We start from the raw sequence: 13,137 nt of genomic DNA on the forward strand, positions 1-13,137 counted from the left end.
CGCCGATCGGTCAGGACCTGGGCAGCACTTCGGATTCAGCGAGCCAGGTCAGCAGTCGATCAAGGCAGGCCTCGACCGTTTGTACCCCGGTGTCGAGCACCAGCTCCGCATCGACCGGCGCCTGATACGGCGCAGACACCCCGGTAAAGCCGGCCAACTCACCCCGTCGGGCACGGGCATAGTGACCTTTCGGATCACGTTGCTCGCACACCGCCAGGGCCGCGCTGCACCAGACTTCCCGGTAATCGTCACCGAGTCGCCGGGCGAACACATCACGCAACTCCACCAAGGGCGCGATCATCGCCAGGATCACGATGTGTCCGTTCTCCACCAGCAACGATGCCAGTTCGCTGGCGCGGCGGATGTTCTCCTGACGATCGCTGTCGCCAAAGCCCAGGTCCCGGTTGAGCCCCACCCGCAGCCCGTCACCATCGAGCACCACGCTCTGCAGTCCGCGGGCAAACAACTCGGCGTGCAGCGCTTGCGCAAGGGTCGACTTGCCTGCCGCCGGCAGGCCGGTCAGCAAGATGGCCGCGCCGCGATGACCGTTGCGTCGCTCGCGCTGAGCCCTGCTGACGCTGGCGGTCGGGGCCTTCACGTCAGCGCACCGGGGCATGCGTCACCGGCACCGTAATATCACCTGCCGCCCAGGCCGCTTCGCGGTTGGCCAGGGCCGTGGCGATGGACTGGACTTGTGTCGATTGCACCTGATCCGGCAGCGGGTCGAGACCGGCACTGGCGAAAATCTGCCCATAGGCGTTACGCAGGTCGGCGTAGGACAGGTCACGACGCAGATCGGCCTGCAAGGTGTTGAGTTCCCCCTGGATCAGATCAAGCTCGCCGATACCGTCCGCCTGGTGACGGTTGCGCAACTGACCGACGATTTGCCCGTCGATGTCCGACAATTGCTGATTGGTCTTGAACTGGCGCAAGGCCTCGCGGTAGTTGGCATTGGCCACATACAGTTGCGCCAGCACCGCAATCGACATCGCCTGACGGCGCGCCGTGGCGACTTCCTCACCTGCCTTGGCTACGTCGATCGCCGCCGGAGCCGAGATCACGTTGAACAGGTTCCAGGTGACTTTGACGCCGTAATCGGCCCAGCCTTGCTCCACCAGGAACGAGTTGCTGTCGTAATGTCCGCCGGCGGAGAACTCCAGGCCCGGCAGCAGGCGCAACATGGCCTTGCGGGTCTCGGCCGCGCTGATACGGGTCTGATAATCCTGTTCGCGCAGTTCCGGACGACTGGTCAAGGCTTCCTGTTCGAGACTGGCCAAGTCGACCTTGAGCTCGGGAATCTCATAACCGTTATCGGTCGCCAGGGTCAGCTCCGTGCCCATCGGCAGGTTGATCAGGGTTGCCAGTTCGGTCTTGGCCAGTGACAACGCACGGCGCTGCTCTTCCAGTTGGCGGGTCGCCTCGATCAGCGAGCGCTGATACCCGAGGGCCTGCACCGGGTCGCCAATGCGCTGCTGGCTCATGCTCTGGCTGTTGTTGCGCGCGGTCTCAACCCGCGCCATCAGGCTGTCGATCTGTGTGAGCAGGCGTTCGGCAGCCATCGCCCGCCAGTACGCCGAACGCACGTCCTGGACGATGGTGTTGATCACCTTGCGCCGACGCTCCTGAACGATCAGGCGCTGGTCGCCCTGCTGCTTGGCGCTGATGTAGCTGACACCAAAATCGAGCACGTTCCAGACCATGGTCAGGTCCGCTACATCACGGTCGCGGTCCTGGGAGGTCGAAGGTTCCAGGGACTGCGTGCCGGTGCGTACACTCTGGCTGCTGGAGGCGTTGACGTTGTTGCGCCCCACGTATCCGGCATCCAGCGCCATGCGCGGCAGCATGTCGAAACTGGCGAGGTCGAGCTGACGCTTGGCCAGGGCCTCTTCCATGATTTTCAACCGGCCTTCGAGGTTGTACTTCACCGCACGGGCCATGGCCTGGTGCAGGGTCAACGGGCCGCCAAGAGGCTCCTGCCCCTTGTACATGGCTTGCAGGTCACTTTTGGCCCGCTGCTCACTGACACTGCGTTCGATCGGCTCACTGGTGACTGCGCATCCGCTGATCGCCAGTGCCAGCAGGCTGGCGCCGAACAACTTATGACTTTTTTTCATCCTTGCATCGCCCCTGGGTGCCGCATCAAAAGTGAAAGTTTTCATCAGGCCTGCATTTCGCTGATGCCGGCCAGCTTCAGAGCGGCGGCCAATTGGTCGACCTGCTGCTGCTCGTTGTCTTTGAGTTGTTGCAATTGCTGACCCAGGGTCGGTGCGCCAAATACCCCGCGCAGGCCTTGGGAAACATCGCCGGACTTGATCGACTGACTGCCAAAGGCGTTCAGCGAATCGCGCTCTGCACTGCTGTCCTGATTAAACAGGCTCGACAGCGTGCTGGTGCTGAACACACCGCCGTCGCCACCACCGAATCCGAGGAAACCATGCCCCGAACCATCGCCACCGCCGTCATCGCTGCTGAAAACCTGCGCGATGAAACTCGGGGTCAGTGCGCCGTGGTTCATGAAAATATCGCCCAACGGCCGGATGCCGTCGCCGATCACCCGTTGTTCGAACAACGGCTGGAAAGTCAGCGGTGAAGCGAGATTGCCCGTCGGTGGCGTGAAAACAAACGGTTGCAGCGGCACGTTGGGCACATCGGGCAGCGTCACCGGGGTGTTGGTGCGGAACGCCGGGTCTGGCGAAACGACAACGACCGATGAGGTCGGCACCGTGTTGATAACAAAGTTGTCGGACTGGCTCACGCCGCTGCCACTGTTGCCGGCCATGTCGCTGATACCGGCGCGGTTGATGATGATCGCGTTGCTGGCGATATTGATGTTGGCGGTCGGTGTCAGCATCGCCGTCCAGGTCTTGCCGCCGTCGCTGCTGCTCAGGTCGGACAAGGTGCCGTTAGCAATACTGATGTCGGACAAATCAAAACCGCTGACCGCTTCGCTGAAGGTGATGGTCACCTGCGAGGTCTGGCCCACACCCAGGTCTGGATTGGCGACTACCACGGTGGCGGTCGGCAGCTCGCTGTCGAGTGTGTAATTGTTCGACACCGCTACGGTGTTGCCCGTGTTGCCCACCAGATCTGTGATGTTGCCGGTGTCCAGGGCGATGAAGTTGCTTGGATCGGTGACATTGGCCGTCGGTGTGAACGTCGCCGTCCAGGTCTTGCCGCCATCGCTGCTGCCGAGATTGCTCAGCTCGCCGTTAGTCACGCTCAGGTCGGACAGGTCGAAGTCGCTGACCGCCTCGCTGAAGGTGAAGGTGAAGGTCACCATAGTGGTCTGGCCGATACCGAGGTTCGGGTTGGCCACCACGATGGTCACCGTCGGCCGGGTCGCATCGAGCGCGTAGTTGTTGGAGATGGCGATAATTGCACCGAAGTTGCCGGCAACGTCCTGCACTCGACCGGTGTCGAGCACGATCAGGTTGGTTGCATCGCTGACATTGGCGGTCGGCGTCAGGGTCGCGGTCCAGGTCACGCCGCCATCGCTGCTGCTCAGGTTCGACAGCGTGCCATTGGCAACACTGATGTCCGACAGGTCGAAACCGCTCACCGCTTCGCTGAAGGTAATGGTCACAGTGGTCGTTTCGCCGATGCCGAGCTGGGTGTCGGCAACCACGATGGTCGCTGTCGGCAGCACGGTATCGATGGCGAAGTTATTCGAGTCGGTGGTGCCCGCTCCCGTATTGCCCCACGCATTGGCCACGCCGCTATTGTCGAGCGTAATCAGGTTGCTGGCGTCGGTCACGTTCGAGGCTGGCGTAAACGCTGCTGTCCAGGTGATGCCGCCGTCACTGCTGCTGACATTGCTCAATGTACCGTTGACGACGCTCAGGTCCGCATTGCTGAAACCGTTGACTGCCTCGCTGAAGGTGATGGTTACCAGGGTCGTTTCGCCAGCTTTGAGCGCCGTGTCGGCGATCACGATGCTGGCGGTCGGCACGGTGGTTTGCACCAGGTAATTCGCCGAGTTGGTCACCCCACTCCCGGCGTTGCCTGCAGCGTCGGTGACACCGGTGTTGTCCAGGGTGATGAGGTTGGTGGTGTCGGTGATGCTGGCGGTCGGCGTGAAAGTCGCCGTCCAGGTGACGCCGCCGTCGCTGCTGCTCAACCCGCTCAAGCTGCCGTTGGCGACGCTCAGATCGGAACTGTCCAGACCGCTGACCGCTTCGCTGAAGGTGATGGTCACCAGGGTCGTTTCGCCGGGTCGTAGGTCGGTGTCGGCCATGACGATGGTCGCGGTCGGGCGCTGGCTGTCGATGGCGTAGTTGTTCGAATCCGTGGTGCCGCTGCCGGCGTTGCCCACCGCATCCTGAACACCGCTGTTATCGAGCTGGATGAGGTTGCTGGTGTCGGTGATGGCCGCCAACGGTGTCAGGGTGGCCGTCCAGGTGATGCCGCCGTCGCTGCTGCTCACCACGCTCAAGGTGCCGTTGGCAATGCTCAGGTCGGCGTTGCTGAAACCACTCACCGCTTCACTGAAGGTGATCGTCACCAGCGAGGTTTCGCCGACGTTCAGGGCAGTGTCGGCGACCACGATAGTGGCGGTCGGGCGCTGGGTGTCGATGGCGTAGTTGTTGGAATCGGTGCTGCCACTGCCGGCGTTGCCGGAGGCGTTCTGCACGCCGCTGTTGTCCAGGGTGATCAGGTTACTGGCGTCGGTGATGTTGGCGGTGGGTGTAAAGATCGCCGTCCAGGTGATGCCGCCGTCGCTGCTGCTCACCGCACTCAAGGTGCCATTGGCAATGCTCAGGTCGGCATTGGTGAAACCGTTCACTGCTTCGCTGAAGGTGATGGTCACCAGCGAGGTTTCGCCGACGTTCAGGGCGTTGTCGGCGACCACGATGGCGGCCGTTGGCAGCACAGTGTCGATGGTGAAATTGGCGGAGTTGGTCGTACTGGTACCCGTGTTGCCTGCCAGATCGGTGACGCCGCTGTTGTCCAGGATGATCAGGTTGGTCGTGTCGTTGATCGCAACGTCCGGCGTGAACGTCGCGGTCCAGGTAATGCCGCCGTCGCTGCTGCTCACCGCGCTCAACGTGCCGTTGGGAACGGATAGGTCGGCGTTGTCGAAACCGCTCACCGCCTCGGAGAAGGTGATGGTTACCAACGAGGTTTCACCGGCGCTCAGCGTCGTATCGGCCAGCACGATCGTGGCGGTTGGGCGAACCGTGTCGATGGCGTAGCTGTTGGAGTCGGTGGTGCCGCTGCCGGTATTGCCGGCCCCATCGGTCACCCCTGTATTGTCCAGGGTGATCAGGTTGGTCGTGTCGTTGATGCTCGCCGAAGGCGTGAAGGTTGCAGTCCAGGTAATGCCGCCGTCGCTGCTGCTCACCGTGCTCAGCGTACCGTTGGCAATGGTCAGGTCGGCATTGGTGAAACCGCTGACCGCTTCACTGAAGGTGATCGTCACCAGCGAGGTTTCGCCGATTCTCAGCGCGGTGTCCGCGACCACAATGGTGGCCGTCGGGCGCACGGTGTCGATGGCGTAGTTGTTGGAATCGGTGGTGCCGCTGCCGGCATTGCCCGAGGCGTTTTGCACACCGCTGTTGTCCAGGGTGATGACGTTGCTGGTGTCGGTGATGGCGCTGGTCGGGGTGAAGGTCGCGGTCCAGGTGATGCCGCCGTCGCTGCTGCTGACCGCGCTCAAGGTGCCGTTGGCGATGGTCAGGTCGGCATTGGAGAAACCGCTGACGGCTTCGCTGAACGTGATGGTCACCAGCGACGTATCACCGATTTTCAACGCATTGTCGCCCACCACGATGGTCGCCGTCGGCCGCACCGTATCGATGGTGTAGTTGCCGGAATTGGTGGTGCCGCTGCCGGTGTTGCCGGCCACATCGGTGATACCGGTATTGTTCAGGGTGATGACGTTGCTCAAGTCCTTCACGCCGACGGTCGGGGTGAAGGTCGCGGTCCAGGTAATGCCGCCGTCGCTGCTGCTGACTACGCTCAGCGTGCCGTTGGGCACGGACAGGTCTGCGTTGGTGAAACCGCTCACCGGCTCACTGAAGGTAATGGTCACCAGCGTGGATTCACCGGCGCTCAGCGTCGGGTCGGCCATGACAATGGTCGCGGTCGGGCGCTGGCTGTCGACGGCGTAATTGTTCGAGTCCGTGGTGCCGCTACCGCTGTTGCCCGCCCCATCGACAACACCGGTATTGTCCAGGGTAATCAAGTTGCTGGTGTCGGTGATGCTCGCCGTCGGAGTCAATGTCGCGGTATAGGTGATGTTGTCCGATGTGGACAAGCTGCTGAGCGTGCCGTTGCTCACTGTCAGATCGGCCAGGGTGAAACCGGTCACTGCTTCGCTGAACGTGATGGTGACCGTGGTTGTCTGGCCCACGCCCAGAGCAGCGTCGGTGACCACGATGGTCGCCGTCGGGCGCACGGTGTCGATGGCGTAGTTGTTTGAATCGGTGGTGCCGCTACCGGCGTTGCCCGAGGCGTTTTGCACGCCGCTGTTATCCAGGGTTATCAGGTTGGTGGCGTCGGTGATGGCGTTGCTCGGCGTAAAGGTCGCGGTCCAGGTGATGCCGCCATCGCTGCTGCTCACGGCACTCAAGGTGCCGTTGGCGATGCTCAGGTCGGCGTTGCTGAAGCCGCTGACCGCTTCGCTGAAGGTTATGGTCACCAGCGACGTTTCACCGATTTTCAACACATTGTCGGCCACCACGATGGTGGCCGTCGGCCGCACCGTATCGATGGTGTAGTTGCCGGAACTCGTGGTGCCGCTGCCAGTGTTGCCAGAGATGTCGGTCACACCGGTATTGGCCAACGTGATGACGTTGCTCAAGTCATTCACGCCGACGGTCGGGGTGAAGGTCGCGGTCCAGGTAATCCCGCCGTCGCTGCTGCTGACCGCGCTCAAGGTGCCGTTGGCAATCGTCAGGTCGGCATTGGTGAAACCGCTGACCGCTTCACTGAAGGTGATGGTTACCAGCGAGGTTTCGCCCGCTGCCAGTGTTGTATCGGCCAGTACAATCGTGGCGGTCGGACGCACCGTGTCGATGACGTAGTTGTTGGAATCGGTGGTGCCGCTGCCGGCGTTGCCCGACAGGTCGCTGACCCCGGTGTTGTTTAGAGTGATCAGGTTGGTCGAGTCGTTGATGCTCGCGGAAGGTGTGAAGGTCGCGGTCCAGGTAATCCCGCCGTCGCTGCTGCTGACCGCGCTCAAGGTGCCGTTGGCGATGGTCAGGTCGGCGTTGGTGAATCCGCTGACTGCTTCACTGAAGGTGATCGTCACCAGCGAGGTTTCGCCGATTCTCAGCGCCGTGTCCGCCACCACGATGGTTGCCGTTGGCCGCACGGTGTCGATCGCATAGTTGTTGGAGTCGGTGGTGCCGCTGCCGGCGTTGCCCGCCAGATCGCTGACGCCAGTGTTGTCCAGGGTGATCAGGTTGGTCGTGTCGGTGATGCTGGCGGTAGGGGTAAAAGTAGCGGTCCAGGTTATACCGCCATCGCTGCTGCTCACCGCGGTCAAGGTGCCGTTGGCAATGGTCAGGTCGGCGTTGGTGAAACCGCTGACTGCTTCGCTGAAGGTGATCGTCACCAGCGAGGTTTCGCCGATTTTCAGCGCATTGTCGGCCACCACGATGGTGGCGGTCGGGCGCCGGGTGTCGATGGCGTAGTTGTTCGAATCAGTGGTGCCGCTGCCGAAGTTGCCCGACAGGTCAGCGACACCGGTGTTGTCCAGTGTGATGACGTTGGTGGTGTCGGTGATGTTGACGGTCGGCGTGAAGGTTGCCGTCCAGGTAGTGCCGCCGTCGCCGCTACTCAGGCCGGTCACGGTGCCGTTGGCTACCGTCAGGTCGGCGGTAGTGAATGCAGTCACAGCCTCATTGAACGTGATCGTCACCAACGACGTTTCACCCACAGACAGCGCAGTGTCGGCCACAACGATGGTCGCCGTCGGACGCAGCGTGTCGATGGCGAAGTTGTTCGAATCGGTCGTGCCGGAGCCCGCGTTGCCTGCCGCATCACTGACGCCGGTGTTGTCCAGTGTGATCAGGTTGCTGGTATCAGTGATGCTGGCGGTCGGCGTGAAGGTTGCCGTCCAGGTAATGCCGCCGTTGCTGGAGGCGACATTGCTCAGGGTGCCATTGGCAATGGTGAGGTCGGCATTGGTGAAGCCTGTCACGGCCTCGCTGAAGGTGATGGTCACCAGCGACGTTTCGCCGGCTTTGAGCGCGGTGTCGGCCACGGCAATGGTGGCCGTCGGACGCAGGGTGTCGATGGCATAGTTATTGGAGTCGGTGGTGCCGACGCCCGCTACGCTGCCTGTGACCGTTTGTACGCCGGTGTTGTCCAGGGTGATGATGTTGGTGGTGTCGCTGATGGAGGCACTTGGCGTGAACGTCGCGGTCCAGGTGACGCCGCCGTCACTGCTGCTCACCGTGCTCAGGGTGCCGTTGGCGATGGTCAGGTCGGCATTGGTGAGTCCGGTCACCGCGGCGCTGAAGGTAATGGTCACCAGCGAGGTCTCGCCGATGCTCAGTGCCGTGTCGGCGACCACGATGGTGGCAGTGGGTGGTTCGACGTAATCGTTGATGAGAATGCTGTCGTTGCGCAGGTTGGTGACGGCTGTCGGGCTGCCGCCACTGAAGCCACCACCCGCCGCGCTGCCCGCCGTGCCGCTGGCGCCGACGTTGCCGCTCAAGGCCGCGAAATTCGCCGCTGTCATTACCAGCGTGCCTTTGTTCCAGATCCCGCCGATGCCCTGGCCAGCAGCACCGCCGTTATCCACAGTGCCACCGTAGGCGGCATTCCCGCCACCGCCACCACCGCCGCCACCGGCAGCAATATTGCCACTGATATGCGAATTGCCGATGACGGTCAGGGTGCCGGAGTTGTAGATACCGCCTGCGGCCGAACCGCCGATGCCACCGACCTTGTTAAAACCGGAGCCGCCGCCGCCACCCCCGACGGCAATCGTGCCATTGCTTGCCGAACCACCGGCACCCCCAACGCTGTAACCCGTTATGGCCGGAGCGATGCTGCCGGCACCACCACTGCCGTCAAGATTGCCACCACGGCCATTGAGGTGGATGTTGTCATAACTGCCACCCGCCCCGCCCCTGCCTGAACCGCCGACGCCACCGTCATAGGTAGGTACCGCGTAGATCGAATGCGCACTGCCGCCAGAGCCGCCTCCCGAACCGCCGACCCCGCCGCCACCACCGCCACCGCCGCCCGCATAAACCGGTGTCACACCGCCACCGCCACCACCGCCAGACGCGGCGTTGGCGGTCACACTGACATTTTTCAGGGTCAAGTTGCCGGCGTTCAGGATGCCACCACCCAAGGCATCTGCGGCGGCGAAACCACCGTTGCCACCGTCTCCGGCGGCCAGGCCTTTGGTGATGACCAGCCCATCAAGTTGCACGGTGCTGCCCGCTGCAACCTCGATGACACGGGTCTTGTATTGGCCACTGAGAGTGATGTCGGCCACGCCGTCGTTGTTCAGGTCGCCATCGACGGTGATGTTCTTGTTGATCAACAACTCGGTGTTCAAACCAATGGTCGTTCCGGTCAGACTGGAGTCGAAGGTGACGAGGTCGCCGTTTTGTGCCTTCACCAACTCCCCGCGCAACGAACCTGCGCCCGAATCGAAGTTGTTGGTGGCTGTCCAGGTGGCCAGGCCCCATTGGTAATCACTCATGGCCTGCGCCGACAGCACGCTGGCGCTTTCGATGTTGCCGGTGGTGATTTCCAGATCCCAGTCACCGCCCACGCCGGTACGGTTGTTCGAAGCGGCTACATCGCGGCCGGTCATTTGCGCCAGCGAATCGACGAAGCTCAGGCCACGCTCGCCTTCGGCGGTGTAGCAGCCGTAGATCAGGATGTCGCCGCCGGCGTTGATGTCCTTGCCGATTTCCGCCAGCACCGCGCTGCGGGCGGCGACGTTGTCGGCCGACAGATAGCTGTCGCCCAGCCACAGGTCGCCGGCGTTACCGTGGGCGATGATCTGCACCGAGCTGATGCCCTGGTGCTGATCGAGGTAGTCGGCTATCTGTTGCAGCCCATCCTTGCCCGCGTCGAGTTTCACGACCTGGGTCCCGGGGGCGACGCCTGCGAGCAGGCTGTCGGCATCTTTCACCCGGGAGTCGACGAACACCACGCTCTGCCCCGGCACCGCAACGGGACTGGCCGCCGGCGTGGCATCGGCCTGGCCGTGGGTATCCTTGCTCGCCGTCGGGCGCTCGGCGGTCGGCGCCTTGGCGGCATCAGCTGTGGAATGGCTGTCGGCCTGGGCGGCGGTATCGGCCACCGTGGCGGCGACGGCACCGTCGAACAGCATGCGCGGTTCAAGGGACATGATCATGGGCGCCGCTGGCGTCCGCTGGCCTTCGTTTACCCGTGACTTTGCCTTTGCTCCGCCAAAAATGCTCCACCACATGCTGCTCACCCGAATTCGAACGAATGTACGTAACGCATCAATGAAAAACGCCGCGATCAAATGTTCGCGGCGTCGGACTTCATACGAATGACATTGGCGGCGCTGGCAGAGCCATCGAGCCAAAAGGACAAGTCTGAGTATTGCTTGAACAGATCCGGCGGCAGGATGGTGCGCCGGGCCTGTGCGGCAACCTTGGGTTTGACCTTGTGCAGGCCGCTCACCCCGAGGGCCTGGTCGAACTCCGGGGCGTCGTACGCCAGGTGCTCGAAGTCGTGCTCGAACCAGGGCTCGTCGATGAAGTCGTAGACCAGCCGCAGCACTCGATCAGGCGCTTGCGTCAGCAAGTCATAGTCGATGATCAGCAAGGAATCGGCATGCTCGCCGTAATAGGCTTCCTTGAGCGCCGCCCAGGCAAAACCCACCAGGCGATTGCGTTGGGCCAGGGTTTCGCAACGGCTGTAGACGGTGTTGCGCTCGACGGCATCGCCGAAGAGCTTGGTGTTTTCATAGGGGTTGGCGCGATAAAGACGTTCGATGCTGTCCATGATCCAGGCGACGTTGCGCACACAGGCAATCACCTTGGCCTTGGGAAACAGATCGTTGATGGCCGGCAGCTTGGCGCTCCAAAGACGATTGGTGTCGAACACCACCGGTTTGTCGGCCTTGTCGGCATAGAAGGAATCAAACAGACCGCGCAACAGGCGGCGGCGCATGTCGGTGTCGATCACCGCGCCGAACTCGCTGCCAGCGCTGCACTGGTCCAGAACGCCGGAAAACAGGGAACCCACGGGGCTGGTCATTCCGGCATGGAAACGCGGGTTCTGCAAAAGAATGGCAGAAAGCAGCGTCGAGCCTGAGCGTGGCAAACCGGAAATAAAGTGGAACTGGTGCAATTCCTTCACCATTAGCCGCAAGTCCATTTTGTAGGACAAAGCGTAACCGAAGGTAAAGTCCACGCCTAGTGGTGTTTTGATATCAATTCGGAGTCAATTCCACTGGAGACCGACTATTTAATCTCCATCGAATGGCTGAACCGTTTTAGCCTCAATGCTGCTTATTTCCCAGCCAGCGGGGACACATACAGCCTGGCGACAACGCCACCGGCCTTGACCTGACGGCCCAGCCGCCATAGAGCCGGCACGGGGGCAAACTCATCTGGCACATCGGCGGTGCTGATCAACCAGATTCGCCGGGTGCCCTTGGGCAAATCGCCGAGGCTGTCGAGGTACTCATCCGGCTCCGTCAGGGTGCCGAAACCATAGTCATTCGGACGACCCGAGGTTCCGTCGGCATGTGGCGGGGTGTACAGCAGCGGCTTTGCACCGGTACGGTTGTAGTAGACGTAGCTCAAGTACCAGAGCATGTCGCTGGTGACGATTTGATCGCCGGGCTGGAAGTGCTGGTTGACGTCATCGACCAGGACATTGATCTGGTCATGGATGTCGACCGTGGCGTTGTTGTTCAAGCCCACCAGTTCGACACCGACAAACAGCACCAGCACCGTCAACGCCACCACGCGGGAGCCGCTGTACAGGCGGTCGATCGCCAACGCCACCAGCATCGGCAGGCCCAGAGCATAGGCGGTGAGATAGCGTTCAATGAACATCGGTGAAATGAACGACACCGCAAACACCAGCAATATCGGAACCAAGGTGTAGACCGCCAGCAACGCGCTGCCGCGGAACACGCTTCGGTCCCGCACCAGCGCCACCCCCGCCAATATTGGCAAGGCCAGCGGCAGGACGGCAAACACCAGCGGCGGCAGGTTTTCACCATCGTCCTGGATCAACAGCGACCACACCATGGACGGCAGGGAATCGAAGGTGACCGGCGTTTCCCAGCCGACATCCCCGTTGGCCTTGAGTTGATCGATGTGCTGCAACAGATCGACCAGCCCCGGTATCCACGGCAGGTAAAGCGCGACAATGGCCAGGTTTGCCAGCCACCAGTCGCCACGCTGGATGCATCGCAGGCGATACCCCGGCTGCACGCGGATGATGCCCAGGTACAACCAATGACAAAGCACGCACAGCGCAGTGAAGTAATGGGTGTAGAACGCCGCGCTCATGAGCAGGACGTAAATCACCAGATAACGTCGGCGTTGCGGTTTGCGGATCCAGTACACCAGGGCAATCGTCGCCCCCAGCAACCACATCCCCAACAGCGAATACATGCGCACTTCCTGGCTGTAGCGAACCGCCGTGGGCAGCAGCGCCAGCAGAAAGCCGGCGAGTATCGCGGCGCGGCGGGTAGCCAGTCGATCCACCAGCCACACGCCGAGCCCGACCGAGGCGATGCCCGGCAGGGCGCTGAGACAGCGGATCGAAAATATGCCGTCGCCGAAGACGGTCATCCAACTGTGCAGCAGCATGAAATACAGCGGTGGATGCACGTCGTAGGCAGCGTGAAGCCAGATGTCCGGCAATGAATAACGCGCCAGCAACAGGCTGGAACCCTCGTCGCCCCAGATCGCAGCCGCCGTCAGATCGTAGAAGCGCACCAGCGCCGCCAGGACCAGGATCGGCACCAGCCAATGCTCCCGCGCCCAGCGAATAATCAGTTGCGCCCCCCTGGCGAAACCAGGATTTGCGCGTGGCCCCTGCGTGTCGCCCATCGGCGTCTCTCTGCGCGCCTCCATCGCCTCCCCTTGCAACGCTCAGTGACAGGTTACTCGCGATTCACTTTAGACCTTCAGCCCGAGCATCGTCGATGCTGGCCCGCAGGCCAAACGA

The 13,137-nt window shown here is 62.2% G+C and carries 5 protein-coding genes; all 5 read right to left on the reverse strand.

Annotated features, from left to right (window positions below; translation table 11 throughout):
• Window positions 1-10: 10 nt before the first annotated feature.
• Window positions 11-616: an adenylyl-sulfate kinase gene (gene cysC / locus KW846_RS28935; RefSeq protein ID WP_218486359.1), complete on the reverse strand. Its 606-nt coding sequence runs from the start codon at window positions 614-616 to the stop codon at window positions 11-13.
• Window positions 600-2,114, reverse strand: a complete 1,515-nt coding sequence (locus KW846_RS28940) for a TolC family protein (protein WP_116582502.1) — start codon at window positions 2,112-2,114, stop codon at window positions 600-602. The genes cysC and KW846_RS28940 overlap by 17 nt, the downstream gene beginning before the upstream one ends.
• A 44-nt stretch (window positions 2,115-2,158) precedes the next feature.
• Entirely contained in the window at window positions 2,159-10,330 is an 8,172-nt protein-coding gene (locus KW846_RS28945; RefSeq protein WP_371321784.1) for an Ig-like domain-containing protein, read from the reverse strand.
• A gap of 131 nt (window positions 10,331-10,461) precedes the next feature.
• On the reverse strand, window positions 10,462-11,307 hold the full coding sequence (locus KW846_RS28950) for a sulfotransferase (protein ID WP_218486375.1): 846 nt from the start codon (window positions 11,305-11,307) through the stop codon (window positions 10,462-10,464).
• Between the two features lie 152 nt (window positions 11,308-11,459).
• Complete coding sequence (locus KW846_RS28955) at window positions 11,460-13,043, reverse strand: glycosyltransferase family 39 protein (RefSeq protein WP_218486361.1); 1,584 nt, start codon at window positions 13,041-13,043, stop codon at window positions 11,460-11,462.
• Between the last annotated feature and the right edge of the window lie 94 nt (window positions 13,044-13,137).

Source organism: Pseudomonas sp. PDM32 (assembly GCF_019219225.1).
Lineage (GTDB): Bacteria > Pseudomonadota > Gammaproteobacteria > Pseudomonadales > Pseudomonadaceae > Aquipseudomonas > Aquipseudomonas laurylsulfatiphila.